The following is a 24,742-nucleotide window of genomic DNA, read 5'->3' as shown; positions in this document are numbered from 1 at the left end:
CACACTCATGGCGTCGCGTTTCAATGCGTTGAAGGCGGACGCGGCGTGGCAGAAGGTCTGGGACGAGCGCAAGACGTTCGCCGCTGACGATTCTTCGACCAAGCCGCGTTCGTACGTGCTCGAGATGTTCCCCTATCCGTCGGGGCGCATCCACATGGGGCATGTCCGGAACTACACGATGGGCGACGTGCTCGCGCGGTTCCGTCGGATGAAGGGCATGGAAGTGCTCCATCCGATGGGCTGGGACGCGTTCGGCATGCCCGCCGAGAATGCGGCGATGGAAAAGGGCGTGCACCCGGGCAGCTGGACGCGCGCGAACATCGCGACGATGAAGGCGCAGCTCAAGCGCCTGGGCTTCGCGCTCGACTGGACGCGCGAACTGGCGACGTGCGAGCCTGACTATTACGGGCACGAGCAGGCGCTGTTCCTCGACCTGTTCGCCGCGGGGCTGGTCTACCGCAAGGAATCGGCGGTCAACTGGGATCCGGTCGACATGACCGTGCTCGCCAACGAGCAGGTGATCGACGGGCGCGGCTGGCGCTCGGGCGCGCTGGTCGAGCGGCGCAAGCTGTCGCAGTGGTTCCTGAAGATCACAGACTTCGCCGACGACCTGGTCGACGGGCTCGGCGCGCTCGAGCACTGGCCCGACAAGGTCAAGCTGATGCAGGAGAACTGGATCGGCCGCAGCCAGGGGTTGCAGTTCAAGTTCGCGCTGGCGGGCAATGCGACGGGGATCGACTCGGTCGAGGTGTTCACGACGCGCCCCGACACGATGTTCGGGTCGAGCTTCGTCGCGGTCGCCGCGGATCATCCGATAGCGCGCGCGATCGCCGCGACGAACCCGGATGCGGCCGCGTTCATCGAGCTGTGCAAGCGTGGCGGGACCACCGCGGCGGAGCTCGACACGCAGGAGAAGCTGGGCTTCGACACCGGGATCCGCGCGACGCATCCGCTCGACACGAGCTGGGAGCTGCCCGTCTACATCGCGAACTTCGTGCTGATGGAATACGGCACGGGCGCGGTGTTCGGCGTGCCCGCGCATGACCAGCGCGATCTCGATTTTGCGCGCAAATACGACCTGCCGGTCAAGCGCGTCGTCTCCGAAGGCGATGACGGGGCGCCAGTGTTCGTTGGCGACACCGCCTGGACGGGTGCGGGCGCTCTGGTGAACTCGCACTTCCTCGACGGGATGGATATCGAGGACGCCAAGCGCGTCGTGATCGAGCGTGCGGAGGGCGAAGGCTGGGGCAAGGGTACGACCGTGTTCCGCCTGCGCGACTGGGGCGTCAGCCGCCAGCGGTATTGGGGCACGCCGATCCCGATCATCCACTGCGACGCATGCGGCGCGGTGCCGGTGCCCAAGGACCAGCTGCCGATCGTCCTGCCTGAGGACGTCAGCTTCGACATTCCCGGCAACCCGCTCGATCGCCATCCTACGTGGAAGAACGTCCCCTGCCCGTCCTGCGGCGGTGACGCGCGGCGCGAGACCGATACGCTCGACACGTTCGTTGATTCGTCGTGGTATTTCATCCGCTTCGCCAGCCAGCCGGACGCCAAGCCGTTCGACCGGACGGGTGCGGAGAAGTGGCTGCCGGTCAACCAGTATATCGGCGGCGTCGAGCATGCGATCCTGCACTTGCTGTACGCCCGCTTCTGGACGCGCGCGCTGAAGCATATCGGCATGCTCGACATCGCCGAGCCGTTTGCCGGGCTGTTCACGCAAGGCATGGTCACGCACGAGACGTATTCGCGTACGCACTTTTCGATGGCTGGCGCCCTTGATGACGAGGGTCAGCCAATACCGCACACTTGGTATTATTCTCCGGCTGAGATTATCCGAACGCCGACGGGCGCAACATTGCTGGACGGCACCGAAATAGACGTTGGTCGCGTACAGAAGATGTCGAAGTCGAAGAAGAACACCGTCGATCCCGAGCCGATCGTCGACCAATACGGCGCCGACGCGGTGCGCTGGTTCGTGCTCTCCGACTCGCCCCCCGAGCGCGATCTCCCCTGGAGCGAGTCCGGCATCGAAGGTGCGTGGCGGTTCGTCCAGCGTCTCTGGCGCGTCGTAGAGGTCGATAGTCCTCCGTTATCCGCTGACGATGGGATGGCTTATACTCGGCCAGACGACATGGCGTTGCGCAAGCTGTGCCATCGCACCACGGTCGGTATCGAGAGCGATATCAATGCCTTGCAGTTCAACAAGGCCGTCGCGCGGCTCTATTCGCTGTGCAGCGCGATCGAGAAGGCAGCACCCTCCGCGGATCGCGAACAGGCCGTGCGGACCTTGCTGCTGCTCGTCAGTCCGATGGTCCCGCACGTCGCCGAGGAAGCCTGGGCGACCGCGGGCAATGACGGCCTGATCGCCGACGCCGCCTGGCCGATCGTCGATCCGGCGATGCTGGTCGACGACGAGGTCACGATCGCGGTGCAGGTCAACGGCAAGCTGCGCGATACGCTGGTGTTCCCCAAGGGCGCGCCCAAGGACGAGGTCGAGGCGGCCGCGCTCGCCTCGGAGAAGATCGTCCGCCTGCTCGAGGGCAAAGCGCCCCGGAAAGTGATCGTCGTGCCCGACCGTCTCGTGAACATCGTCGCATGAAGCGGCTGGCGATCCTCGGCGCGCTGGCGCTGGCACCGCTCTTGTCCGGCTGCGGGCTGCATCCGCTCTATGCGGGGGGCAGCAGCGGTCCGGTCGCGGGCGCGCTCGGCCAGGTCGAGATCGCGCCGATCGCGGGCAAGAACGGCTGGCTGATGGCGACGGCTCTCAGAGATCGCCTGCCCTCGAACGGCGCGCCGGCGCTGTACCGGATCGATATCCGCCTCGACGACCAGATTAGCGGGCTCGGCGTGCGGACCGACGACAGCGTCTCGCGCGAACGCCGGACACTGCGCGCGCGCTATCAGCTGGTACGGATCGGCGACGGCTCGGTTCTGCTCGACGCCACCGCGGGCTCGGATGCCGGCATCGACGTCGTCCGCTCCGAATATGCGACGATCGCGGCGGAGAACACCGCGCTCGAACGCCTGTCGCAGATCGTCGCCGACCAGATCGTCGCGCGCATCGCGCTGTACGCGCGCAATACGCCTGCCGTCGGCGCGGCGCAGGGCACCGCGCCGGCGAAGTGAAGGCGTCCGCGGGCCAGATTCGCGGTGCGCTGGCCAAACCGGGGTCGGAGGTTCGCCTGTACCTGCTGCACGGCCCCGACGAGGCCGGCGCGAGCGACCTCGCACGCGTGCTCGCCAAGGCGATGGGGGCGGATGCCGAGCGCGTCGATCTCGACGGCGCGACACTCAAGAGTGATCCCGGCCGGCTGACCGACGAGGCCGCCTCGCTGTCGCTGTTCGCGGGAGCGCGGTTCGTCCGCGTCGCATCGGCGGGCGAGGAAAGCCTTGAGGCGTTCACCAACCTGCTGGCCGCAGAGCGTGTCGGCAACCCGGTCGTGGCGATCGCGCCGACGGTCAAGTCGACCGCGAAGATCGTCAAGCTCGCGATCGACTCGCCGCGCGCGATGGCGTTCGCCTGCTACGCGCCGACCGCGCAGGATGCCGAGCGGCTGGCGACGACGATCGCGGGCGAGAACGGGCTGCGCCCTGCCCCCGGCGTCGCGCGACGGCTGGTCGACACGACCGGCGGCGATCGCGCCGTCATTTCTCGCGAGATCGAGAAGCTTGCGCTTTACCTCGACGCCGCCCCCGATCGGCCGGTGGACCTCGATCATCACGCGCTTGACGCGGTCGGCGCCGACCTCGGCGATGCGGAGATGAGCCGCGCAATCGATGCGGTGATCGAGGGACGCGTCGACGATCTCGGCGCCGAACTGGCCGTGCTCGAAGAGGCGGGGACGTCGCCGATCCCGTGGCTCCGCCAGCTCGTCCGCCGCCTGATCGCGCTCGCCGACATGCGCGGCGAGATCGACCGCGGGGAGTCGGTCGATGCGGTGATGAAGCGGCACCGCGTGTTCTTCAAGGAAGAGGCGAGCACCGCGCGCTCGCTACGCCGCTGGACGCCCGTCATGCTCGCGACCGCGATCCAGAGGGTCCGGACGGCCGAGCGTGCGATCATGGCGCCGGGCAATGCCGGTGGGGTGGTCGCCGAGGCGGCGGTCGTCGCGCTATCGCAGGCGATCGCCCGGCGTAACTAGCGCCCGTCCCCCGTTCGTCCTGAGCGAAGTCGAAGGATGGTCCCGAGCGCAGGCGCTTCGACTTCGCGCAGCACGAACGGAGCGGGGTCGAGATCAGATCGCCCCGCCCGTCAGCCGCTGACACACCATGTCGAGTTGATCGAGCGTCGAGTAACTGAGCGTCAGCGTGCCGCCGGTCTCGGTATGCGCGACGCGCACCTGCAACCCCAGAAGGTCCGCCAGTTGCCGCTCCAGCGCCGCGATGTCCGCATCGGGGATCCGCGCCTCGGCCGGCTTGCCGCTGCGGTTTCGGCCAGGCTTTGCGTCGCGCGCCAGCTTCTCCGTCTCGCGCACCGACAGCCCGCGCGCGACCACCTGATCCGCGAGCGTCTCGACGTCGGGCGATCCGAGCAACGCGCGCGCATGGCCCATCGACAGCGATCCATCGACCACCTGCGACTGGACCTGCGCGGGCAGTTCGAGCAGGCGCAGCAGGTTCGCGACATGGCTGCGCGACTTGTGGACGATCTTGGCGAGCACCTCCTGCGTGTGGCCATATTCGCCGGCCAGCCGCTGATAGGCCTGCGCCTCTTCGATCGCGTTGAGATCCTCGCGCTGAATGTTCTCGATCAGCGCGATTTCGAGCGTCTCGGCGTCGTCGAAGTCGCGGACGACCACCGGCACCTCGTGCAGCCGCGCGCGCTGCGCCGCACGCCAGCGCCGCTCGCCCGCGACGATCTGGAAATCATGCCCGTGGGGCCGGACGACGATCGGCTGGATCAGCCCGCGCGACGCGATCGACGCCGCAAGTTCGTCGAGCATCGCCTCGTCGAAATGCCGACGTGGCTGGTCGGGATGCGGCGACAGCGAACTGACCGGGAGCATCCGGACGCCCGACGATTGCAGCGCTGACGCCCCATCGGCCGACACCGGTGCCTCGCGTGCCATCTCGCCGAGCAGCGCGTTGAGGCCCCTGCCCAGCCCCGGGCGGCCGCGCTTGTTCTCGCTCATGCCGCGGCCTGCGCGGTAGCGGGCAATCGACCGATCAGCTCACGCGCAAGGGCGATATACGCCTGCGAACCCGAGCAGCGGTGATCGTAGATCAGCGCGGGCAGCCCGTGACTTGGCGCCTCCGACAGCCGCACGTTACGCGGGATCACCGTTTCGAACACCACTTTCCCCAAGACAGCACGGACGTCGGCCGAGACCTGGTCGGTCAGCCGGTTGCGCCGATCGAACATCGTCAGCGCAACGCCCAGGATCGACAGGCCCGGATTGAACCGCTGGCGGATCCTCTCGACCGTGCTCAACAACTGCGACAACCCCTCGAGCGCGAAGAACTCGCACTGCAACGGCACAAGCAACGAATCCGCCGCGACCATCGCGTTGATCGTCAGCAAGCCGAGCGACGGCGGGCAATCGATCAGCGCGATGTCCCATGGCCCCTGCGCCGCCTTCACCGCGCGATCGAGCCGGTGCGTGCGCGCATCGAAATCGACCAGCTCGATCTCGGCTCCCGACAGGTCGACCGTTGCCGGGACGATATCGAGCCGCGGTACGCGGGTATGCACCACCGCCTCTTCGATCGAGGTCTCGCCGACGAGGACGTCGTAGCTCGAGCGTTCGCGCTGGGAGTGACCGATGCCGAGTCCGGTCGATGCGTTGCCCTGCGGATCGAGATCGACCAGCAGCACGCGCATGCCCGTCGCCGCCAACGCGGTCGCGAGATTGATGGCGCTGGTGGTCTTGCCGACTCCACCCTTTTGATTGGCGACCGCGATGGTGATCATCGCGCGCTCACCGTATCCAGAACCACGATAGACGACTCCGGGTTCGTGACGCTTTGTTCCACGTGGAACATAAACCGCCAATGCTGTTTGAGCGCGGCCAGCTCTTCCTCATCGAGACGCCCCCGAGGAAGCAGCCACCGCGTCTCCTTTGTGGCGCAGTGCGCGGCGCCACGCAAAAGGTTTTGCAGCGACGCAACCGCGCGCGCCGAAATGATCGCGGCGTCGGCGGTCGCATTCTCGACCTTCGACGCGTGGACGCGGACCTGCCCGCCGAGCCCGAGACGGGCGATGCAGAGCTGGAGGAAGTCGGCCCGGCGACGGCGCGGCTCGACGAGATCGACCGGGCCTTCGCGTACGAGCGCGACGACCATGCCGGGAAAGCCCCCGCCGGTGCCGATATCGAGCCAGCGTTTTGCACCCGTGTCGGCGCCCGCGAGCGCGACGAGCTGGAGCGAGTCGACGACGTGGCGATCCCAGATCGTCGGGATCGTCGACGGCGCGATCAGATTCTGGTGCGGCGCCTCCGCGACGACCATGTCGACGAACGCCGCCAGTCGCTCGGTCGCCTCGGGGCCGAACCGGTCGGTGACCCAAGTCTTTGCGTCTTCGGTCATGCTGGCACTCGTTTCGTATGCAATAAGACCGCTGACAGCGCGGCGGGCGTGATGCCGCGGACGCGGGCTGCGGCGGCCAGCGAGGTCGGGCGGGCGGCGCTCAGGCGATCGATCATCTCGTTCGACAGGCCGGGTATGCGGTCATAGGCCAGATCCTCGGGGAGGCGGATCGCCTCGTCGGCGCGCAGCCGCGCGACCTCCTGCGCCTGCCGTTCGATATACGGCGCGTAGCGGGCGTCCTCTAAGACTTCGTCAACGACCGCGGTCGGAATGGCAGTGGCGGCATCCGGCGCGACGTGCGCGAGCGTCACGCCGTCGAACCGGAGCCAGTCGAACGCCGTCCGCCGCGCGCCGTCACGGCCGATCCCCGCCCCCTGGTCGGCGACATGGGTCGCGGTGCGTTCGCAGTCGAGCGAGGATCGGAAGCGGGCGCGATGCCCGGCCAGCGCGTGCTGGTGCGTGAGACGCTCGGCTCCAAGGCACCCTGCCGCTTCTGCGATCGCCCCAAGCCGCGTCTCGGCATTGTCTGCCCGCAGCGACAGGCGGAACTCGGCGCGCGCGGTGAGCATCCGATAGGGCTCGGTCACGCCCTGCAACGTGAGGTCGTCGATCATGACGCCCAGATAACTCGACGCGCGATCGAGGATCACCGGCGCCAAGTCGCACGCATAGGCCGCGGCGTTGAGCCCGGCGACGAGCCCCTGGCCTGCCGCTTCCTCATACCCCGTCGTGCCGTTGATCTGGCCTGCGCAGAACACGCCGTCGATCGCACCGAGCGCCAGCCGGGTGTCGAGCGCGCGCGGATCGATATGGTCATACTCGACCGCATAGCCCGGCATTGTCATCTGCACGCGTTCGAGACCGGGGATGCTCGCCAGCATCGCAGCCTGGACCTCGACCGGGAGCGACGTCGACAGCCCGTTCGGATAGACCGTCGCGTCGTCGAGCCCCTCGGGTTCGAGGAAGACCTGGTGCCCGTCGCGGTCGCCGAAGCGGTGGACCTTGTCCTCGATCGAGGGGCAATAGCGCGGGCCCGCTGCCTCGATCGCACCGGTGAACAGCGGCGAGCGGTGGAACGCCTCGCGGATGATCGCGTGGGTTCGGTCGGTCGTGCGCGTGATGGCACAGGCGATCTGCGGGAGCGGACGCGCGCGGGTCATCGGCGACATCGTCCAGGGATCGAGGTCGGAGGGCTGCTCGGCAAGCGCGCCCCAGTCGATCGTGCGACCGTCGAGCCGGGGCGGTGTCCCCGTCTTCAGCCGCGCCATCGGCAGGTCGCGAGCCCGCAGCTGATCGGCCAGCGGCTTGGCCGCGCGCTCGCCGATGCGACCGCCCTCTTCGCGATCGTCGCCGCGGAAGATGCGGCCGCCTAGGAACGTGCCCGTCGCCAGCACGACCGCGCGCGCCTTTACGATGGCACCGTCCGCCAGCACGACACCCGCCATGCGGTCGCCCTCGAAATGGAGCGCGGTCGCCTCGCCTTCGACGATCGACAGCCCCGCGGTCGCCGCCAGCATCGTCTGGATCGCCTGCGAATATAGCCGGCGATCGGCCTGGATGCGCGGCCCCTGGACGGCCGATCCCTTGCTGCGATTGAGCATGCGGTAGTGGATCGCGGCGGCGTCTGCGGCGCGTCCGATCAATCCGTCGAACGCGTCGACTTCGCGAACCATATGCCCTTTGCCGAGGCCGCCGATCGCAGGATTGCAGGACATGGCGCCAATATGCCGCGCGTCGAATGACACGAGCGCGGTGCGCGCGCCCCTGCGCGCCGCCGCGGCTGCGGCTTCGGTTCCGGCATGGCCACCGCCAACCACCACTACATCGAACATGCCACCGCCCTAGAACGGCGCAGGGAGCGCGTCAAAGATGTTCCACGTGGAACATCACTTACCGATGCAGAAACGCCCGAACAGCGCGTCGAGCATCTCCCCCGTCGCGTCGAGGCCGAGAACGCCAGCGAGGATCGCGCGGGCCTCGCGGAGGTGCTCGGCGACGATGAGCGCATCCAAGCCGGGGTAGCGCAGCGCGTCGACGGCGAGACCGCATTGCCGCCGCTGTTTCGCCTTGAGCGCGATCGCGTCGCTGCGCGGGAGCATCGCCGCCGCGCGCGTATGCAAGGCCGCCCATAGCCGATCGAGCGACCCGCGATCGGTCTGCGCGATGGCGAGCGCGCGGCCCGCCGGGATCTCGCCCCGCCCCGGCAGGTCGGCGCGCGCGTGGATCCAGATCGCGTCGGCGCGCGGCGGTGGCGTGTCGGCCAGCCAGAGGACAATGTCCGCAGCGGCCAGCGCATCCTCGGCACGCGTCACGCCGATCGCCTCGATCGGATCCTGCGTGTCGATCAGCCCCGCGGTATCGGTCAGCACATAGGCGACGCCGTCGCGCGTCACGGGCAGTTCGATCCGGTCGCGCGTCGTCCCCGAGATCGGCGAGACGATCGCCGCATCGCGCTCGCCGAGCAGATTGAGCAATGTCGACTTGCCGCTGTTGGGCGGGCCGCCGATCACGACACGCAGGCCGTCCTTGAGCCGCTCGACCGGCGGTGCGGCGACCACCGCTTCGATCTCGTCGGCAAGCGCATCCACCCCGGCGACGATCGCGTCGAACGCCGCGCCGTCGCTGGCGACGTCGTCCTCGTCGGCAAAGTCGAGTATCGCCTCAATCCGCGCGGACAGCATCGCGACCGAGTCCATCCAGCCGCGCACCGCTTGGCTTACCCGCCCTTCCGCCGCGGTCATTGCCGCGACGCGCTGCCCCTCGGTTTCGGCTTCGAGCAGGTCAGCGAGGCCCTCGGCTTCGGTGAGGTCGATGCGACCGTTGGTCAGCGCGCGGCGGGTGAACTCACCAGGCTCGGCGGGACGAAGCCCGGCAACCGCGGACAAGGCCTGCTCGACCGCGGCGATCACCGCGCGACCGCCGTGGCAGTGGAGCTCGACGAGATCCTCGCCGGTCGCGGTGTTGGGGCCGGGGAAGACGATGACCAGCGCGCGGTCGAGCAACGCGCCGTCCGCATCGCGCAAGCCCCGCAGGCTCGCATGACGCGGCGCGGGCAGCGGCCCTGCCAGCGCCAGCGCTGCTGCGAACGCGTGCGGCCCGCTCACCCGGACGACGGCGATCGCCGCTGGCGGGCGCCCGCTCGATACCGCGAAGATCGTTTTCACGGGAAACTCAGCTGCTTTTCGTCGCGGTGTCGAACAGGCGTTTCCACATCGCCATCCCCGCCTCGCCCATCGGCTGCCACCCGCGCATCATCGATTCGAGCATCTCGGGCTTCATCTGGCCGTCGGGAATCGCGTCCATCATCATCGCGACATAGCGATCATGGATCGGCGTCAGATCGGGTAGGCCGACCGCGCGGCGCGCCTCTTCCGGGGTACATTCGATCTCGATATTCATCTTCATGTGCGGCACCCCCGATGACGCTTGAGCGGCCGATCGGGGCGCTGCATAGCAAGGCCATGTATGCGCGCGATGCCGCCTCGATCGCAACGCCAATCGGGCTGGTCCGCGTGACCGGTACCGCGGACCTAATCGACTCGATTGCGATACTTGCGAGTGGCGAGGCCGTCCCGAGCGATGCGCCTGCAATCCGCGAGGCATTGCGACAGATCGAGGCGTATTTCGCGAAGCGGCTGACGGCGTTCGACCTGCCGCTCGCCCCCTCGCCTACCGACCGCGGCGCGGTCCTCCGCCAGGGAATCGTCGACATCGGCTACGGCCAGACCGCGAGCTACGGCGCGCTCGCCAAGGCGATCCGGTCGAGCCCGCGCGCGATCGGGCAGGCGTGCGCGCGCAATCCGTTTCCGATCGTCGTCCCCTGCCACCGAATTCTGGGAGCCGGGGGCAGGCTTGGTGCGTATTCCGCGGGCAACGGCCCCATCACGAAATCCAGGCTGCTCGACCACGAACGGCCGCAAGGAGGATTGCTATGACGAACACCACCACGATCTCGACGCTCGCCGGCGATGGCGACTTCACCGCGTATCGCGCGACCCCGGCCGGCACGCCCAAGGCCGCGATCGTCGTGATCCAGGAGATCTTCGGCGTGAACGCCGGGATCCGCCGCAAGTGCGATACGCTCGCCGAAGCCGGCTATCTGGCGATCGCGCCCGACTTGTTCTGGCGGCTCGAGCCCGGCATCGAGCTCGATCCCGACATCAAGCCCGAGTTCGACCGGGCACTCGAACTGATGGGCCAGTTCGACCAGGACAAGGGCATCGCCGATATCGAGGCGAGCATCCGCGCGGCGCGTGCCGAACTGGGTGACGGAACCAAGGTCGGCGTGGTCGGCTACTGCCTCGGCGGACGCCTCGCGTTCATGACCGCGGCGCGCACCGACGTCGATGCGAGCGTCGGCTATTATGGCGTCGGGATCGACGGGCTGCTCGGTGAGAAGCATGCGATCGCGCATCCGGTGCTGCTCCACGTTCCCGAGGAGGATCACTTCGTCGACAAGGATGCGCAGGCGGCGATGCATGCCGGGCTCGACGATCACCCCAAAGTCACGATCTACGATTACGCGGGCGAGGATCACGGCTTCGCGACAGAGTTCGGCGAGCGCCGGTCGGACGCGTCGGCGAAGCTGGCGGACGAGCGGACGGCCACGTTCTTCGCGGAGCATCTGGGCTAAGGGCGCACGCCCTCCCCTCAACCATCGTCATTCCCGCGAAGGCGGGAATCCATACTGGCTGGCGTCGCTTAAAAATCGCCGCCCTTTGGGAATATGGATCCCCGCCTGCGCGGGGATGACGATAGGGTCTGTGTCGGGGCGGGAAACGCCCGGCATGACGAGCCAGCGACGGACATGAAAAAGGCCTCGCCGGACGATCCCGGCGAGGCCTTTTTGCTATTTCGAGAACGGCGCGATCAGCCGAGCAGCGAGATGATCCCGAGCGTTTCGCCAGTGCCGACCCAGCCTTCGTAGATCATCTTCACCGCGACGACGAGGATCACCGCGAGGCCGATATAGGCGATCCAGCGATACTTGTTGATGACGCGCGCGATGTAGTTCGCCGCCAGACCCATCATCGCGACCGACAGCAACAGGCCGATGACGAGGATGCCCGGATGCTCGCGCGCCGCGCCCGCAACCGCGAGGACGTTGTCGAGGCTCATCGACACGTCGGCGACCGCGACCGCCCAGGCGGCGCTGGCAAAGCCCTTCGACGACTTGATCCCGGAGTGCTCGTCGCCCTGGATTTCCTCCGAGCCGGCGTTCTGCGCGCCCTCGCGGATTTCGCGCCAGAACTTCCAGCTGACCCACAGCAGCAGCAGGCCGCCCGCGAAGATCAGCCCGACGATACCCATCAGCCAGGTCACAATCAGCGCGAAGAATATGCGCAGGACGAGCGCGGCGCCGATGCCGATCAGGATGACCTTCTTGCGCTGGTCGGCGGGAAGCCCCGCGGCGAGCGCGCCGACGACGATCGCATTGTCGCCCGCGAGGACGAGGTCGATCATCAGGACCGATCCGAACGCGGCCAGCGCTTTCGGATCGCCGAGGTTGGAGAAGTCGGCGACGATGTGCTGCCAGATCTCCAGCGGCGAGCCGGGTCCGGCGACTCCCGATGCGGCGGTGGCCAGCATGGCGATGATACTCAAGATGTCAGCTCCCGGTGACGGGCCACCGCCGGTGCGCGGGGGTGGCGGATTTCGAAGGGGTTAATAGCAAAGCGGCACGCGAAAGCCATTGCTCTCGCGTGCCGCTTTTTTGGGTCGGTCCGTTTGGCGGACATGGGCAAAGCCCATGTCGTCGGTCGGGGCTATGCCCCGCCGGCCGGATCGATGCGAGTCCCGCTGCAGCGTGCAGCGGGACTCGCATCGATCACTGATTCATGGAATCGAAGAAATTCTCGTTGGTCTTCGAATCCTTCATCTTGTCGAGCAGGAACTCCATCGCGTCGATCGTGCCCATCTGCATCAGGATGCGACGCAGGACCCACATCTTGGAGAGCTTGGCCTTGTCGACCAGCAGCTCTTCCTTGCGCGTGCCGGACTTGCCGACGTCGAGCGCCGGGAAGATGCGCTTGTCCGCGACCTTGCGGTCGAGCACGATTTCCGAGTTGCCGGTGCCCTTGAACTCCTCGAAGATCACCTCGTCCATGCGGCTGCCCGTGTCGATCAGCGCGGTGGCGATGATCGAGAGCGAACCGCCCTCCTCGATGTTGCGCGCGGCACCGAAGAAGCGCTTCGGACGCTGCAGCGCGTTCGCATCGACACCGCCGGTCAGGACCTTGCCCGACGACGGCACGACAGTGTTGTAGGCACGACCCAGACGCGTGATCGAGTCGAGCAGGATCACCACGTCCTTCTTGTGCTCGACCAGGCGCTTGGCCTTTTCGATCACCATCTCGGCGACCTGCACGTGGCGCTGCGCGGGTTCGTCGAACGTCGAGCTGACGACCTCGCCCTTCACGCTGCGCTGCATGTCGGTGACTTCCTCGGGGCGCTCGTCGATCAGAAGGACGATCAGGAACACCTCGGGGTGATTGTCGGTGATCGCCTTGGCCATGTTCTGCAACATGACCGTCTTGCCGACGCGCGGCGGCGCGACGATCAGCGTGCGCTGGCCCTTGCCTTGCGGCGAAACGATATCGATGACGCGCGCCGACTTGTCCTTGACGGTCGGGTCGGCGGGATCGAGCGTCAGCTTGCTCTCGGGGTAGAGCGGCGTGAGATTGTCGAAATTGACGCGGTGGCGCACGACGTCGGGGTCGTCGAAATTGACCGCGGTCAGCTTCACCAGCGAGAAATAGCGCTCGCCATCCTTCGGCCCGCGGATCTCGCCCTCAACCGTGTCACCGGTGCGCAGGCCGAACTTCCGCACCTGGTTCGGCGAGATGTAGATGTCGTCCGGCCCAGCGAGATAGTTGCTCTCGGGCGAGCGCAGGAAGCCGAACCCGTCGGGCAGCACTTCGATCGTGCCGAGCCCCATGATCTGGTCGCCATTGTCCGCCTGCACCTTCAGGATCGCGAACAGCAGGTCCTGCTTGCGCAGCGTCGAGGCGCTTTCGACTCCGAGCTCCTCCGCCATGCTCACCAGCTCGGCAGGCTTCTTTTTCTTCAGGTCTTTGAGATGCATGGGGATTTCCGGATAGCGATCAACGGGAACAGGTTCGGTCTGCGCGTGCGCTGGAAAGCGGAACTGGGCGAGCCGAACAGGCAGGACCACACGACCGGGCAGGACGCCAGGAGGCCGTGCTGGGGATCGAGGTAGAATTGAGGGGGCCGTTAGTCAAGCGGAGACGGGAGGGCAGTAATCCTCCCCCGCCAGGGGGAGGTGTCACCGCAGGTGACGGGGAGAGGACACGAAGCAGAGGTTACCCTTGCCGCCCCCTCCGTCTGGCAAGTGCCAGCCACCTCCCCCTGCCGGGGGAGGATTGAGAAGGTCAGAACGGCTTTACGATTACCAGCACGACGATCAGCGTCACCGCGAGCGCGGGGATTTCGTTGAGCATCCGCAGCTGCTTGCCCGTCAGCGTGGGCTTCCCTGCCGCGAGCTTCTTCGCATACCCGACCGTCCAACCATGATAGCCTGTCAGCAGGAACACGAGCAGCAGCTTGAGGTGCAGCCACCCCAGCCCCTGCGCGCCATCCGCCAGCCCAAGGTTCAGCGCCAGCGCGATCCCCAGCACCCAGACGACGATCATCGCCGGCGTCAGAATGATGTGGCGGATCTTGCCCTCGCGCTCGACCCAGTTCGCCGCCTCGGCCACATTGCCGGCGGTCACCGCCTCCTGGTGATAAACGAGATAGCGCGGCAGCATGAACAGCCCGGCCATCCAGAAGATCACGAAGATCAGGTGCGCGGCCTTAACCCAATCATAGGCCGCTCCGAGAAAACCGCTCATGTCGTGCTCCTGACGCGGGCGATGAGTTGCTCGACATGCTCCACGGCCGTGTCGGGCAGGATACCATGGCCCAGATTAAAGACGTGCGGCCGCTCGACGAACGCCGCGAAGATACGGTCGATCGCCATATCGAGGTCCGCACCGCCCGCGATCAACGCGAGCGGATCGAGATTGCCCTGCACGGGCATGTCCGCCGGCAGCGAGGCATGCGCCCAGACCGGATCGACCGTCTCGTCGAGCCCGATCGCATCGACGCCCGTTTCGCGCGCATAGGCGGGGAGCTTGCCCCCTGCCCCCTTCGGAAAGCCGATCACCGGAACGCCGGGGCAGCGCGCATGGAGGCGCGCGACGATCGACGCGGTCGGGGCTATCACCCAGCGTTCGAACTGCGCAGGGCTGAGGCTTCCCGACCAGCTGTCGAACAGTTGGACCGCATCGACGCCCGCTTCGATCTGCCGCGCGAGATATTCGACCGTATTGTCGGCGATCGCATCGATGATCGCGCCGAACGCCTCAGGATCGCGATAGGCAAAGCGCCGCGTTTCGGACTGATCCTTGCTGCCCTTGCCCGCCACCATATAGGTCGCGACCGTCCAGGGAGAGCCTGCAAAGCCCAGGAACGTCGTTTCGGGCGGCAATGCCCCGGCGACCTTGGCGACGGTGCCGTAGACCGGCTCCAGCCGCCCCATGACCGGCTGCAATCGATCGAGCGCATGATCGACTAGCGCGGGTTCGAGCCGCGGCCCCTCGCCCACGCCGAAGCTCAGATCCTGGCCAAGCGCCCAGGGGATCATCAAGATGTCCGAGAACAGGATCGAGCCATCGAACCCGAACCGGCGGATCGGCTGGAGCGTCACCTCGGCCGCGGCGTCGGGATCGGTCGCCAGCGCGAGGAATCCCCCCTTCTCGGCACGCAACGCGCGATATTCGGGGAGGTAGCGGCCCGCCTGCCGCATAAGCCACAGCGGCGGCACGGCCTGACGCGCCCCGCGAAGAGTCGCCAGGAGTGGCTTGAAGGTTGGCGAATTGGAGGTCGGATCGGTCAGCGGAGCACCCTTCTTCTACTATAAGAAGATTCAAGAAATAGGTTGTTGCAGTGGTTGGGCGGTTGAACCCGGGACTTATGCGGTGATCCCGGAATTGCCAACAGCTTGACCCTAGAGCACCGCCTCAAACGCGCTGATTCGATTCAAGGCTCCCCGTTACCCACAGCCTGTGGATGAAATGCGCCGCTGTGTGCGACCGTGTGGATAGAATCGCTGTTATCCACGGTGCCACCGTCGCTTGGCGAGGCGGACGAGTTACGCTAGCCGTTCTCCCCATGTTATCCACAGATTCACGCGCAACGCCCCTTCAGCTGGGGATAAAATGCCGATGATGCGGCTCCACCTCCATTTGTTGTCGGATTCGACCGGTGAGACGCTGGAGAACATCGCGAAGGCGGCGTTGGCGCAATATGATGATGTCGAAACGGTCCGCCATTTCTGGCCGATGGTGCGGACCGAGGCGCATCTCGAGCGGATCCTCCAGGAGATTGCGCAGAACCCGGGGCTGGTCGTGTTCACGCTGGTGAACCCCGCGACGCGGCGGATCCTGGAGCAGCGGTGTCTGGCCCTGGGGCTACCCGCGGTGGCCCCGCTCGACCCGGTCAACGACGCGCTTTCGGGGTTGCTGGGGCAGCAGGCCAAGGCGCGACCGGGCCGCCAGCACGTCCTCGACGCAGCCTATTTCGCGCGTGTCGATGCGATCCAGTGGACGATCGCGCATGACGACGGGATCGCCTGGGAGGAATGGGAAGAGGCCGATATCGTGCTGGCGGGCGTGTCACGTTCGTCGAAGACGCCGACCTCGATCTATCTCGCCAACCGTGGGTACAAGACCGCGAACATCCCGATCGTGGTCGAGAGCCCGCCGCCGAAGATTCTCTATGCGCTCCGCCGGCCGCTGATCGTCGGGCTGACGACGAGTGCCGACCGGCTGATCCAGGTGCGGCGCAACCGATTGCTGTCGCTCCACCAGGCGCCCGATACCTCCTATGTCGAGGAGGAGGCGGTGATGCGAGAGCTAGCCTTTGCGCGGCGGATGTTCGCGGACAATGGCTGGCCGGTGATCGACGTCACGCGCCGGTCGATCGAGGAAACCGCGGCGGCGATCATCGCGCTGTGCAACCAGCGGCGAAGCGACGACCTCGCAAAGGCCGAGGCGTGAGCCTGATCCTCGCCTCGCAAAGCGCCTCGCGCCACGCGATGCTGACCGCGGCCGGCGTGCCGTTCGACGCGACGTTCGCCGGCGTCGACGAGGATGCGGCGAAGGCGGCGCTCCGCGACCTGTCGCCGCGCGATCTCGCGGACGCGCTGGCCGAGCTGAAAGCGTTGAAGGTGTCGGCGCGGATGCCGGGCCATCTCGTGCTGGGCAGCGACTCGCTGGTCGCGCTGGAGGACGGCACGATCCTCGACAAGCCGATCGACCGGGCGGATGCAGCGGCGCATCTCCGGCTGATGGCGGGCAAGCGCCACGATCTCTGGAGTGCGGCAGTCATCGCGGAGAACGGCACCGCGATCTGGCGGCATGTCGAGCGCGCGAAGATGCACGTCCGGCCGCTGTCCGAGGCGTTCATCGAGACGTATCTGGATGCGGAATGGCCGGCGATCTCCGGCTGCGTCGGCTGTTATCGGATCGAGGGGCCGGGTGCGCAGCTGTTCGCCAAGATCGAAGGCAGCCAGTTCACGGTGCTGGGGATGCCGCTGCTCAACGTCCTCGATTTCCTGCGCGTGCGCGGCGAGTTGCCGGCGTAGCACGAAATTTCCGATCCTCCCCCGCAAGGGGGAGGTGGCAGGCGTCAGCCTGACGGAGGGGGCGGTAGGCGAAACGCTGTTCCGTGCCCTCCCCCTCCGTCGCCTTCGGCGTTACCTCCCCCTGGCGGGGGAGGATCGTAGGCCGGTGCATGGCAATTCCGACGCGGTAGATTAAACCGGCTTCCAGACTGGATCCCCGCCGTCGCGGGGACACACGGAGCCTTGCATGACCCGACCTTATGCCGAAGTGATCGGCGATCCGATCGCGCAGTCGAAATCGCCGCTGATCCACGGCTTCTGGCTCGAGGCGCTCGGGATCGACGCCGACTATCGCCACAAGCTCGTTACACCCGACGATCTCCCTGCCTATTTCGCCGCGCACAAGGCTGATCCCGCTTGGCGCGGGTGCAACATCACGATGCCGCACAAGCTCGCCGCGCTCGACCATGTCTCCGACCCCGGCGACGTCCGCGGGTCGATCGGCGCGATCAACACCGTGTTCCGCAACCAGGCGGGCGACTGCATCGGCACCAACACCGATGCGGCAGGATTTTGGGCGCCGATCGACGATCTCGACATCGCCGGCCAGCCGGTAACGGTAATCGGCGCGGGCGGCGCGGCGCGCGCGATCCTGTTCGCGTTGTCGCGGATGGGCGTCGGCCCCGTCACGATCCTCAACCGCAATCCGCTGAAGGGGGCGGCGTTGCTGTCGGCGTTCGGGCTCAAGGGCCAGGCGTTGCCGATCGGTCCTGCCGCCCCGCCCTCGCGGTTGCTCGTCAACGCCAGCGTGCTCGGCATGATGGGTCAACCGCCGCTCGATATCGATCTCGGCGCGCTCGACCCGGATTCGCTGGTCTACGACATCGTCTATGCGCCACTCGAAACCGCGCTGCTCAAGGCGGCACGTGCGCGCGATCTCGAAACGGTCGACGGGCTGGAGATGCTGATCGGCCAGGCAGCGGTTGCGTTTGAGATATTGTTCCACGTGGAACCACCGCGCGATCGTGACGAGAACCTCCGGGCGTTGCTGGTCAAATGATCATCGGGCTGACCGGCTCGATCGGCATGGGCAAATCGGCGGTCGCGACGATGTTCGCGGACGAAGGCGTGGCGGTGTTCGACGCCGATGCGACCGTACACCGGTTGCAGGGTGTCGGTGGCCGGTTGGTCCCTGCGATCGAAGCGGCCTTCCCCGGCTCGACCGCAGACGGCGCGGTCGACCGCGCCAAGCTCGGCGCCGCGGTGTTCGGCGACGATGCCGCGATCACGCGGCTCGAAGCGATCGTCCACCCGGCGGTCGGCGAAGAGCGCGCCGCGTTCCTGGCGAAGCATGCCGGCACGCGAGTCGTGTTCGACGTCCCTCTCCTCTTCGAAACCGGTGGCGACCGGCGAGTCGACGTGATCGTCGTCGTGTCCGCCGCGCCCGACGTCCAGCGCGCGCGCGTTCTCGCGCGGCCCGGCATGACCGCGGAGAAATTCGCCGCGATTCTCGCGCGCCAGACCCCCGACGCGGAGAAGCGCGCGCGCGCGCATCATGTCATCCATACCGACACCAGCTTCGACGAAACCCGCGCGCAGGTCCGTGCGGTGCTTGCGTCCTTGGGAATCTGAGCCGATACCATCATGATGCGTGAGATCGTCTTCGATACCGAAACCACCGGCCTCAGTTTTTCAGGCGGCGACCGCATGGTCGAGATCGGCTGCGTCGAGATGGTCAACCGGGTCGAGACCGGTCGTACCTTCCACGCGTATTACCATCCCGAGCGCGACATGCCGGTCGAGGCGTTCAACGTCCACGGGCTCAGCCAGCAATTCCTGTCGGACAAGCCCCGGTTTGCCGATGCGGTCGAGGATCTTCTCGAATTCGTCGGCGACGCGCCGATGGTCGCGCACAATGCCGGCTTCGATTTCTCGTTCCTCAACGGCGAGCTGACCAAATGCGGTCGCCAGATCATCCACATGAAGCGGATGGTCGACACGCTGCAGATCGCACGCAGCCGTCATCCCGGCGCCAAGCATTCGCTCGACGCGCTGTGCTCGCGCTTCGGAATCGATCGCAGCCACCGCGTGCTGCACGGTGCGCTGCTCGACGCGCAGCTGCTCGCGCAGGTCTATGTCGAGCTGATGGGCGGCCGCCAGATCGGCCTAGGGCTGCTCGGCGACACGACCATCACCGCCTCGACTCCGGTCGTCGCACAGGCGCCTCGGGTCGTTCGCCCGCCGCGTGTTTTCGCGGTGAGCGAGGGAGACCTTGCGGCGCATGCGGCGTTTATGAAGGGGATCAAGGATCCGATTTGGGGGGCCGTGGCGTCCGGATGACGCCGGCAGGGTGGAGCCAACAGGACCGCCCGAAGACTGTAACGCGGTTAAGGAGACGACAATGGATATCCGGATTTCTGGTCATCAGGTTGACACTGGCGAAGCGCTGAACAGCCATGTGGAAGACCGACTCCAGGGTATCGCCGACAAGTATTTCGCGCGCGCCATCTCGGCGGAAGTGACGTTCGGCAAGGGACCGCACGATGCGGGTTTCAAATGCGATATCGTCGCGCACGTGATGAAGGGCCTGGTGCTCAAGGGGCATTCCGAAGCCTATGACGCCCGCGCCGCATTCGATGGCGCCGCGGCCAAGATCGAGACGCAGCTCCGCCGCTATATGCGCCGGCTGAAGGATCGCCACGCGGGCGAAGCGGTCGCGATGGCCGAGAGCAACGGCTACGACAATGCCGGCTACACGCTGTTCCAGGAGAGCATCGAGGAGGACGATGTCGCGGACGCACCGCTGATCATTGCCGAGACGCGGGTCGATATCCCCGAGGCGAGCGTTTCCGATGCGGTGATGATGCTTGATCTGCGCAATACGGCCGCGTTGCTGTTCATGAATGCGGGCACCGGCGCGCACAACATGGTCTATCGCCGCGGCGACGGCACGATCGGCTGGGTCGAGCCACAGCGCGCGGTGGCCTCCCCTCCGCAGTAAAGAAGGGTCCATAAAGGCGCAGGTCTTGCGGCCGTACCTTTACGCCCCCGCGCAACCCGCTAAGGCGGGCACGCGCGGGGGCGCTTGAGACACATGAAGACCATGACCGATTTCAGCGACATGCTGCGTCCCGACGCGGTGCAGAGGGGCGTGATCGCCACCAATAAGAAGGCGGTGTTCCAGCATCTCGCCGCGGTCGCGTCGGACATGATCGCTGCCGATCCGAAGACGGTCGCCGAACGACTGAGTGCGCGGGAAAAGCTCGGCTCGACCGGGTTTGGTGGCGGCGTTGCGATCCCCCACGCCAAGCTCGACGGGCTGGAGCAGGTCACCGGTGTCTTTGTCCGGTTGGCGCAACCCGTCGATTTTCAGGCGGTCGACGATCTGCCGGTCGACCTCGTCTTCATGCTGCTGTCGCCGACCGATGCGGGCGCGGTGCACCTGAAGGCGCTCGCGCGCGTTTCCCGGCGGCTGCGTGACAAGGCATTCCTCGAAAAACTGCGCGGCGCCGGATCGCCCGATGCGCTGTACGCGCTGTTCACTGCCGACGAAGTGCGCGATGCCGCCTGAGTCGGCCGGCGCAGACGCGCATTTCCGGTCGCTCGAGTCGCTCTACGCGCAGGCGCCGATCAATCGGTTCTTCGAGTCCTCGCTCGAAATCCCCGAGGTGGGCGTCGCGCGGATCCATTTCACGATCGACGAGCGGCATTATCATGCGGGCGGCGCCGCGCACGGGACGAGCTATTTCAAGATGCTCGACGATGCGGCGTTCTACGCGTCGAACAGCCTCGTCACCGATCGTTTCCTGCTGACGACCGCGTTCAACCTGCTGCTCACGCGTCCGCTGAAGGTCGGGCCGGTGATCGCCGAAGGACGCTGGATCAGCGGCAAGCGGCGCGTGTTCGTCGCCGATGCGCGGCTGATCGATGCGGACGGCGAAGAGGCGGCGCGCGGGACCGGCACGTTCATGCGCTCGCGGATCGCGCTCGCGGGCCTGCCCGGATATCGTGCGCCGGCATGAGCGGTCGGCTACCCAGCGGCGTGCTCGTCAGCGCGCTCCTCCGCCGCGTCAACGACGCCGGCGGATTCGGCGCGGTGATGGCGAAAGGCGATGCTCAGGGGGGCGCGATCCTCGTCATCGCAGTCGACAAAGCCGCCCTTCCCCGGCTGCTGGAGCGCGGAATCGGACCCGATGGACGCACCGCATTGATCGACTCGACTCCGCCCGACGACCTTGATGGCTATTGGCGGCGCCGGCGTGCGCGCGACCCGGATTTGTGGGTCATCGAGGTGGATATCGCAGCGGCGGAACGGTTCGCCGCTGAAACGATCCTGAACGATTGACTCGAAAGCCCCCCCAATAGAGGGGAATTGCAACATTGATTGGCGTTGTGCTGGGACGGGTGCGATCCGGATCAGTTACGCAGTCGGGTGGATGCTCGGACGATCGGCTTGTACGATTGCTTCCGTGGTTCAACCGCATCTGAATAAGTTTGAATGACGATTCTTCAGCGGGCTGCGACGATCGCGGTCATGACCTTCTCTCTCGCCGGTCTGCTCGGCAACAGCGCTCCCGGCAAGGCAACCGGTATCGATCGCTCGACGACCAACCTTACTGCTCTTGCCAATCTAAACGCCCTCTCCCCGCAGAATGTTCCGCAGATCGCTCCAGTCGCAACGCCCGTTGCCACCGTCGAGCCTGTCGCCGAGAACGCTGCCACGGCCGAAGCCGAAGAATTCGACACGCTCGCCCAGGCCGTCGCCGCGCAGGACAGCGCCGCCGCCGACGATGCGCTCCAGTGCCTTGCCGGCGCGATCTATTTCGAATCCAAGGGCGAGCCGCTGACCGGCCAGCTCGCCGTCGCCGAAGTCATCATCAACCGCGCCAAGTCGGGTCGTTTCCCCACCGACGTCTGCGCCGTCGTCAAGCAGCGTGGCCAGTTCAGCTTCGTCCGCGGTGGCCAGATCCCCACGATCAACGCCGGCACCGCCTATCGCACCGCGATCGCAGTCGCCAAGGTCGCGCTCGCCGATGCGTGGAACAGCCCCGCCCAGAAGGCGCTCTACTTCAACACCGCCGATCGCCGTCCTTCGGTTCGCGCGATCAAGGTCGCCTCGATCGGCAACCACGTCTTCTATCGCTGAGCGCGTCGCACTCTCGGGCGATTAGTCGCCGCCAGTGATACCACAATCCGTGAATGAGCTTGCCTCGTTCGCGGATTGTTCTATTTCCGGGCCATGCTCGACATGCCGCCGGACTCCTGCATCGACAAACCGGGATCGCCCCCCGATGCCATAATGTGCGCCGCCGACGTCGCGCGCGGCGTGATCCGGATGCTGCTGCGTCACGATCTGGCCGCGATGACCGAAGTGCCCCTCGATGGTGGCCGCCGCGCCGACCTGATGGCGGTGGATGCGCGCGGGCAGATCGTCATCGTCGAGATCAAGGTGTCGCGCGCTGATCTGCTCGGCGACGGGAAGTGGCCCGATTATCTCGCGCATTGCGATCGCTATTTCTGGGCGGTACCCGCGGGGTTCGACGTCGGGCCGTTGCACGGGGCTGCGTTCCTGCCCGAGCGCACCGGGATCATCGTCGCGGACCGCTACGACGCTGCGATCGTGCGCGAGGCGCATACCACCCCTTTGCCCGCGCATGTCCGCAAGCGCGGCACGCTGGCGTTTGCGCGGCGCGCGGCGCGGCGGTTGATCGCGCAGATGGACCCGGATGCGGACGGGCTGGCGTTCTGACGCGACTCCTCCCCCGCCAGGGGGAGGTGGCACCGAAAGTGACGGAGGGGGAGGACACGGAGCAGATGTATCGCTTGCCTCCCCCTCCGTCTGGCAAGCGCCAGCCACCTCCCCCTTGCGGGGGAGGATGAAGAATCAGAATTTAGGGCCCGAGACCGCCTTCTTCACCTTCTTTGGGGCGTCGGCGAGGATCTTCGTCACCACGGGGTTGCGGCCGTCCTGCTTGGCATAGTCGCGTGCCGACATGCCCGCGATGATATCCGCCTGGTCGGGATCGGCCCCTTCGGTCAGCAACGTCCGGATCATGGCCACATCGCGACGCTGCACCGCTCGGATCAGCGGGGTCTCGCCCGCCGAATTGCCGAGGTTCGGGTTCGCCCCTGCCGCGGTCAGGATCGGGATCATTCCGGTCTGTCCGAGCGTCACCGCGAGCAGCAGCGGCGTGTTGCCCTTCCCGTCGCGCAAATTCGCATCCGCACCCTTCTGCAGCAGGAAGCGCAGATACACCTCGTCGCTGCGCTTGATGACGATGTGCAGCGCCCCCTCCCCGCTCGTCACGTCGCGCGTGTTGATGATGTTGCTGCCGGGCCGGCCGAGCATCTCGAGCACGTCGTTGTTCTTGGCATCGCGCACCGCGGAGAGGAACTTGTACCCCTCCGACTGACCCTGCGCGAACGCGGGCGCCGCGACGCACGCCAGCGCCGGCGTCAGGAGGGTGGCGGCGAGGATCAGGCGAATACGCATCGAGACACTTCCTTGGTTCGTCCTGGATATGGGGCAACGCTTGCGCCGCACTAGCGAACAGATCAAGGCTGGCGGCATCATGACCATGCGTTTCCTCCTGTTGTCCGCGCTTGCGCTGTCCGCGTGCACCGCGTCTTCGCCCCCCGCCAAACCGCCGCTCGAAGGTGCCCGGATCGGCGGCGCCTTCACGCTGACCGACCAGAACGGGCAGACCGTCACCGAGCGCAGTTTTGCCGGCAAATACCGGATCATGTATTTCGGCTACACCTTCTGTCCCGATGTGTGTCCGACGGATGTCCAGGCGATCGGCGCCGCGGTGAAACAGCTCGAAACGAGTGACCCCGCGCTTGCCGCCAAGATCGTGCCCGTCTTCGTGACGGTAGATCCGGCGCGCGACACGCCCGCCGTGCTCAAGCAGTTCGTTGCGGCGTTCCACCCACGGATGGTCGGGCTGACCGGCACCGACGCGCAGATCGCGGCGATCAAGACCGAATACGCGGTGTATTCGAGCAAGGGCGACCCGTCGCCGGGTGGCGGATACCTCGTAAACCACTCGCGCCAGGCCTATCTGATGAGCCCGGACGGCAAGCCCCTTGCTTTGCTGCCACAGGAACAAGGGCCCGACGCGGTGGTGACGGAAATCAAGCGCTGGGCCCGATGAGCGCGCGCTTCTGGGAAGATACGCCGATCGACCAGCTCGATCGCGGCCAGTGGGAGGCCTTGTGCGACGGCTGCGGCAAATGCTGCATCCACAAGCTCGAGGACGAGGATACCGGCGAGCTTGTGCCGACCAACGTGTCGTGCCGTCTGCTCGACCGGCGCAGCGGGCAATGCTCCGATTACCGCCACCGCCACGCCTATGTCCCCGAATGCGTACGGCTGACGACGGGTAACGTCCGCGGGATCGACTGGCTGCCCTCGACCTGCGCGTACCGGTTGCGCGCGGCGGGCGAGCAATTGCCCGAATGGCATTATCTCGTGTGCGGCGACCGCGAGGCGGTCCACCGCGCCAAGCAGTCGGTCCGCGGCTGGACGATCAGCGAGGACGAGGCGGGCGAGCTCGAATATCACGTGATCGAGCGCGAACTGTAAGC

At 66.7% G+C, this 24,742-nt stretch carries 29 protein-coding genes; 18 read left to right on the top strand and 11 right to left on the bottom strand.

The window, feature by feature from the left end; all coding sequences use genetic code 11:
* Positions 1 to 7: 7 nt before the first annotated feature.
* Genes leuS through holA form a run of 3 tightly spaced genes read left to right on the top strand, consistent with a single transcriptional unit; the run spans position 8 to position 4,145 of the window.
* Positions 8 to 2,602: a leucine--tRNA ligase gene (gene leuS, locus ASF00_RS05130; protein ID WP_055874946.1), complete on the top strand. Its 2,595-nt coding sequence runs from the start codon at positions 8 to 10 to the stop codon at positions 2,600 to 2,602.
* Positions 2,599 to 3,129: an LPS assembly lipoprotein LptE gene (gene lptE, locus ASF00_RS05125; RefSeq protein ID WP_055874944.1), complete on the top strand. Its 531-nt coding sequence runs from the start codon at positions 2,599 to 2,601 to the stop codon at positions 3,127 to 3,129. The genes leuS and lptE overlap by 4 nt, the downstream gene beginning before the upstream one ends.
* Positions 3,126 to 4,145 (top strand): DNA polymerase III subunit delta, encoded by a 1,020-nt coding sequence (gene holA, locus ASF00_RS05120; RefSeq protein WP_055874938.1) that lies wholly within the window; start codon positions 3,126 to 3,128, stop codon positions 4,143 to 4,145. Before lptE ends, holA begins: the two co-directional genes overlap by 4 nt.
* Positions 4,146 to 4,238: 93 nt before the next feature.
* Here the strand turns inward: holA and ASF00_RS05115 are convergent, their stop codons facing one another.
* From ASF00_RS05115 to ASF00_RS05090, 6 genes are read right to left on the bottom strand one after another with little or no spacing between them, the layout of a single operon-like run.
* Positions 4,239 to 5,135, bottom strand: coding sequence for a ParB/RepB/Spo0J family partition protein (locus ASF00_RS05115; RefSeq protein WP_055874935.1), 897 nt, complete (start codon positions 5,133 to 5,135; stop codon positions 4,239 to 4,241).
* Positions 5,132 to 5,914, bottom strand: a complete 783-nt coding sequence (locus ASF00_RS05110) for a ParA family protein (RefSeq protein ID WP_055874932.1) — start codon at positions 5,912 to 5,914, stop codon at positions 5,132 to 5,134. The genes ASF00_RS05115 and ASF00_RS05110 overlap by 4 nt, the downstream gene beginning before the upstream one ends.
* The gene (gene rsmG, locus ASF00_RS05105) at positions 5,911 to 6,528 is read right to left on the bottom strand and encodes a 16S rRNA (guanine(527)-N(7))-methyltransferase RsmG (protein ID WP_055874929.1); all 618 of its coding nucleotides are present in this window, start codon (positions 6,526 to 6,528) and stop codon (positions 5,911 to 5,913) included. The genes ASF00_RS05110 and rsmG overlap by 4 nt, the downstream gene beginning before the upstream one ends.
* Positions 6,525 to 8,360: a tRNA uridine-5-carboxymethylaminomethyl(34) synthesis enzyme MnmG gene (gene mnmG / locus ASF00_RS05100; protein WP_055874927.1), complete on the bottom strand. Its 1,836-nt coding sequence runs from the start codon at positions 8,358 to 8,360 to the stop codon at positions 6,525 to 6,527. The genes rsmG and mnmG overlap by 4 nt, the downstream gene beginning before the upstream one ends.
* Before the next feature lie 54 nt (positions 8,361 to 8,414).
* Complete coding sequence (mnmE, locus tag ASF00_RS05095) at positions 8,415 to 9,692, bottom strand: tRNA uridine-5-carboxymethylaminomethyl(34) synthesis GTPase MnmE (protein WP_055874924.1); 1,278 nt, start codon at positions 9,690 to 9,692, stop codon at positions 8,415 to 8,417.
* A gap of 7 nt (positions 9,693 to 9,699) precedes the next feature.
* The gene (locus tag ASF00_RS05090) at positions 9,700 to 9,933 is read right to left on the bottom strand and encodes a DUF6489 family protein (RefSeq protein WP_055874921.1); all 234 of its coding nucleotides are present in this window, start codon (positions 9,931 to 9,933) and stop codon (positions 9,700 to 9,702) included.
* A gap of 56 nt (positions 9,934 to 9,989) precedes the next feature.
* Here ASF00_RS05090 and ASF00_RS05085 point away from each other — a divergent pair, with 56 nt between their 5' ends.
* Both ASF00_RS05085 and ASF00_RS05080 read left to right on the top strand, forming a co-directional pair.
* On the top strand, positions 9,990 to 10,463 hold the full coding sequence (locus ASF00_RS05085) for a methylated-DNA--[protein]-cysteine S-methyltransferase (RefSeq protein WP_055875487.1): 474 nt from the start codon (positions 9,990 to 9,992) through the stop codon (positions 10,461 to 10,463).
* On the top strand, positions 10,460 to 11,161 hold the full coding sequence (locus tag ASF00_RS05080; RefSeq protein ID WP_055874918.1) for a dienelactone hydrolase family protein: 702 nt from the start codon (positions 10,460 to 10,462) through the stop codon (positions 11,159 to 11,161). The genes ASF00_RS05085 and ASF00_RS05080 overlap by 4 nt, the downstream gene beginning before the upstream one ends.
* Positions 11,162 to 11,397: 236 nt before the next feature.
* Here the strand turns inward: ASF00_RS05080 and ASF00_RS05075 are convergent, their stop codons facing one another.
* The 4 genes from ASF00_RS05075 to hemE form a co-directional block, all read right to left on the bottom strand.
* A complete protein-coding gene (locus ASF00_RS05075; RefSeq protein ID WP_200910230.1) occupies positions 11,398 to 12,117 on the bottom strand; it encodes a TerC family protein in 720 nt (239 codons plus the stop codon).
* A gap of 238 nt (positions 12,118 to 12,355) precedes the next feature.
* On the bottom strand, positions 12,356 to 13,612 hold the full coding sequence (gene rho / locus ASF00_RS05070; protein WP_055874916.1) for a transcription termination factor Rho: 1,257 nt from the start codon (positions 13,610 to 13,612) through the stop codon (positions 12,356 to 12,358).
* Between the two features lie 307 nt (positions 13,613 to 13,919).
* Entirely contained in the window at positions 13,920 to 14,381 is a 462-nt protein-coding gene (locus ASF00_RS05065) for a CopD family protein (protein WP_055874912.1), read from the bottom strand.
* Positions 14,378 to 15,427, bottom strand: a complete 1,050-nt coding sequence (hemE, locus tag ASF00_RS05060) for a uroporphyrinogen decarboxylase (RefSeq protein ID WP_055874908.1) — start codon at positions 15,425 to 15,427, stop codon at positions 14,378 to 14,380. The genes ASF00_RS05065 and hemE overlap by 4 nt, the downstream gene beginning before the upstream one ends.
* Before the next feature lie 328 nt (positions 15,428 to 15,755).
* On the opposite strand from hemE, the gene ASF00_RS05055 reads away from it, so the two are divergent.
* From ASF00_RS05055 to ASF00_RS05005, 11 genes are all read left to right on the top strand, one after another.
* Complete coding sequence (locus ASF00_RS05055) at positions 15,756 to 16,589, top strand: pyruvate, water dikinase regulatory protein (RefSeq protein WP_055875481.1); 834 nt, start codon at positions 15,756 to 15,758, stop codon at positions 16,587 to 16,589.
* Entirely contained in the window at positions 16,586 to 17,176 is a 591-nt protein-coding gene (locus ASF00_RS05050; protein WP_082463217.1) for a Maf family protein, read from the top strand. The genes ASF00_RS05055 and ASF00_RS05050 overlap by 4 nt, the downstream gene beginning before the upstream one ends.
* Before the next feature lie 226 nt (positions 17,177 to 17,402).
* Positions 17,403 to 18,215 carry a shikimate dehydrogenase family protein gene (locus ASF00_RS05045; RefSeq protein ID WP_055874906.1) on the top strand — a complete coding sequence of 271 codons (813 nt, stop codon included), beginning with the start codon at positions 17,403 to 17,405 and terminating at the stop codon, positions 18,213 to 18,215.
* On the top strand, positions 18,212 to 18,787 hold the full coding sequence (coaE, locus tag ASF00_RS05040) for a dephospho-CoA kinase (protein WP_055874902.1): 576 nt from the start codon (positions 18,212 to 18,214) through the stop codon (positions 18,785 to 18,787). Before ASF00_RS05045 ends, coaE begins: the two co-directional genes overlap by 4 nt.
* Before the next feature lie 15 nt (positions 18,788 to 18,802).
* Positions 18,803 to 19,495, top strand: a complete 693-nt coding sequence (gene dnaQ / locus ASF00_RS05035; RefSeq protein WP_055875475.1) for a DNA polymerase III subunit epsilon — start codon at positions 18,803 to 18,805, stop codon at positions 19,493 to 19,495.
* A gap of 61 nt (positions 19,496 to 19,556) precedes the next feature.
* The gene (gene hpf, locus ASF00_RS05030) at positions 19,557 to 20,156 is read left to right on the top strand and encodes a ribosome hibernation-promoting factor, HPF/YfiA family (RefSeq protein WP_055874897.1); all 600 of its coding nucleotides are present in this window, start codon (positions 19,557 to 19,559) and stop codon (positions 20,154 to 20,156) included.
* Positions 20,157 to 20,258: 102 nt separating this feature from the next.
* Positions 20,259 to 20,726 (top strand): PTS sugar transporter subunit IIA, encoded by a 468-nt coding sequence (locus ASF00_RS05025; RefSeq protein ID WP_055875472.1) that lies wholly within the window; start codon positions 20,259 to 20,261, stop codon positions 20,724 to 20,726.
* Positions 20,716 to 21,177: a PaaI family thioesterase gene (locus ASF00_RS05020; protein ID WP_055874893.1), complete on the top strand. Its 462-nt coding sequence runs from the start codon at positions 20,716 to 20,718 to the stop codon at positions 21,175 to 21,177. The genes ASF00_RS05025 and ASF00_RS05020 overlap by 11 nt, the downstream gene beginning before the upstream one ends.
* Entirely contained in the window at positions 21,174 to 21,500 is a 327-nt protein-coding gene (locus tag ASF00_RS05015) for a DUF1491 family protein (RefSeq protein ID WP_055874890.1), read from the top strand. Before ASF00_RS05020 ends, ASF00_RS05015 begins: the two co-directional genes overlap by 4 nt.
* Before the next feature lie 153 nt (positions 21,501 to 21,653).
* Positions 21,654 to 22,301, top strand: coding sequence for a cell wall hydrolase (locus ASF00_RS05010; protein ID WP_055874887.1), 648 nt, complete (start codon positions 21,654 to 21,656; stop codon positions 22,299 to 22,301).
* Positions 22,302 to 22,394: 93 nt separating this feature from the next.
* Positions 22,395 to 22,904, top strand: a complete 510-nt coding sequence (locus tag ASF00_RS05005; protein ID WP_055875469.1) for an MmcB family DNA repair protein — start codon at positions 22,395 to 22,397, stop codon at positions 22,902 to 22,904.
* A gap of 135 nt (positions 22,905 to 23,039) precedes the next feature.
* Here the strand turns inward: ASF00_RS05005 and ASF00_RS05000 are convergent, their stop codons facing one another.
* The gene (locus ASF00_RS05000; RefSeq protein WP_055874884.1) at positions 23,040 to 23,648 is read right to left on the bottom strand and encodes an ankyrin repeat domain-containing protein; all 609 of its coding nucleotides are present in this window, start codon (positions 23,646 to 23,648) and stop codon (positions 23,040 to 23,042) included.
* A 79-nt stretch (positions 23,649 to 23,727) separates the two neighbouring features.
* Here ASF00_RS05000 and ASF00_RS04995 point away from each other — a divergent pair, with 79 nt between their 5' ends.
* Both ASF00_RS04995 and ASF00_RS04990 read left to right on the top strand, forming a co-directional pair.
* Entirely contained in the window at positions 23,728 to 24,309 is a 582-nt protein-coding gene (locus ASF00_RS04995; RefSeq protein ID WP_055875466.1) for an SCO family protein, read from the top strand.
* Positions 24,306 to 24,740, top strand: a complete 435-nt coding sequence (locus ASF00_RS04990) for a YcgN family cysteine cluster protein (protein ID WP_055874881.1) — start codon at positions 24,306 to 24,308, stop codon at positions 24,738 to 24,740. The genes ASF00_RS04995 and ASF00_RS04990 overlap by 4 nt, the downstream gene beginning before the upstream one ends.
* Positions 24,741 to 24,742: the final 2 nt, after the last annotated feature.

This window comes from Sphingomonas sp. Leaf34 (genome assembly GCF_001421805.1).
Taxonomy (GTDB): domain Bacteria; phylum Pseudomonadota; class Alphaproteobacteria; order Sphingomonadales; family Sphingomonadaceae; genus Sphingomonas.
Note: the sequence above shows the minus strand (reverse complement) of the source record. Positions and strands in the feature narration are given on the sequence as shown.

Excerpts from the sequence above, each read along its gene's own strand:
- ASF00_RS04995 (WP_055875466.1), top strand. The coding sequence starts at position 23,728 with ATGACCATGCGTTTCCTCCTGTTGTCCGCGCTTGCGCTGTCCGCGTGC.
- ASF00_RS05065 (WP_055874912.1), bottom strand. The coding sequence starts at position 14,381 with ATGAGCGGTTTTCTCGGAGCGGCCTATGATTGGGTTAAGGCCGCGCAC.
- ASF00_RS05045 (WP_055874906.1), top strand. The coding sequence starts at position 17,403 with ATGACCCGACCTTATGCCGAAGTGATCGGCGATCCGATCGCGCAGTCG.
- rho (WP_055874916.1), bottom strand. The coding sequence starts at position 13,612 with ATGCATCTCAAAGACCTGAAGAAAAAGAAGCCTGCCGAGCTGGTGAGC.
- ASF00_RS05055 (WP_055875481.1), top strand. The coding sequence starts at position 15,756 with ATGATGCGGCTCCACCTCCATTTGTTGTCGGATTCGACCGGTGAGACG.
- ASF00_RS05015 (WP_055874890.1), top strand. The coding sequence starts at position 21,174 with ATGAGCGGTCGGCTACCCAGCGGCGTGCTCGTCAGCGCGCTCCTCCGC.
- mnmG (WP_055874927.1), bottom strand. The coding sequence starts at position 8,360 with ATGTTCGATGTAGTGGTGGTTGGCGGTGGCCATGCCGGAACCGAAGCC.
- ASF00_RS05115 (WP_055874935.1), bottom strand. The coding sequence starts at position 5,135 with ATGAGCGAGAACAAGCGCGGCCGCCCGGGGCTGGGCAGGGGCCTCAAC.
- ASF00_RS05080 (WP_055874918.1), top strand. The coding sequence starts at position 10,460 with ATGACGAACACCACCACGATCTCGACGCTCGCCGGCGATGGCGACTTC.
- ASF00_RS05085 (WP_055875487.1), top strand. The coding sequence starts at position 9,990 with ATGTATGCGCGCGATGCCGCCTCGATCGCAACGCCAATCGGGCTGGTC.
- lptE (WP_055874944.1), top strand. The coding sequence starts at position 2,599 with ATGAAGCGGCTGGCGATCCTCGGCGCGCTGGCGCTGGCACCGCTCTTG.
- hpf (WP_055874897.1), top strand. The coding sequence starts at position 19,557 with ATGGATATCCGGATTTCTGGTCATCAGGTTGACACTGGCGAAGCGCTG.
- ASF00_RS05005 (WP_055875469.1), top strand. The coding sequence starts at position 22,395 with ATGCTCGACATGCCGCCGGACTCCTGCATCGACAAACCGGGATCGCCC.
- ASF00_RS05090 (WP_055874921.1), bottom strand. The coding sequence starts at position 9,933 with ATGAAGATGAATATCGAGATCGAATGTACCCCGGAAGAGGCGCGCCGC.
- rsmG (WP_055874929.1), bottom strand. The coding sequence starts at position 6,528 with ATGACCGAAGACGCAAAGACTTGGGTCACCGACCGGTTCGGCCCCGAG.
- ASF00_RS05025 (WP_055875472.1), top strand. The coding sequence starts at position 20,259 with ATGACCGATTTCAGCGACATGCTGCGTCCCGACGCGGTGCAGAGGGGC.
- ASF00_RS05000 (WP_055874884.1), bottom strand. The coding sequence starts at position 23,648 with ATGCGTATTCGCCTGATCCTCGCCGCCACCCTCCTGACGCCGGCGCTG.
- dnaQ (WP_055875475.1), top strand. The coding sequence starts at position 18,803 with ATGCGTGAGATCGTCTTCGATACCGAAACCACCGGCCTCAGTTTTTCA.
- ASF00_RS05110 (WP_055874932.1), bottom strand. The coding sequence starts at position 5,914 with ATGATCACCATCGCGGTCGCCAATCAAAAGGGTGGAGTCGGCAAGACC.
- leuS (WP_055874946.1), top strand. The coding sequence starts at position 8 with ATGGCGTCGCGTTTCAATGCGTTGAAGGCGGACGCGGCGTGGCAGAAG.
- ASF00_RS05075 (WP_200910230.1), bottom strand. The coding sequence starts at position 12,117 with ATGCTGGCCACCGCCGCATCGGGAGTCGCCGGACCCGGCTCGCCGCTG.
- coaE (WP_055874902.1), top strand. The coding sequence starts at position 18,212 with ATGATCATCGGGCTGACCGGCTCGATCGGCATGGGCAAATCGGCGGTC.
- ASF00_RS04990 (WP_055874881.1), top strand. The coding sequence starts at position 24,306 with ATGAGCGCGCGCTTCTGGGAAGATACGCCGATCGACCAGCTCGATCGC.
- ASF00_RS05010 (WP_055874887.1), top strand. The coding sequence starts at position 21,654 with ATGACGATTCTTCAGCGGGCTGCGACGATCGCGGTCATGACCTTCTCT.
- ASF00_RS05020 (WP_055874893.1), top strand. The coding sequence starts at position 20,716 with ATGCCGCCTGAGTCGGCCGGCGCAGACGCGCATTTCCGGTCGCTCGAG.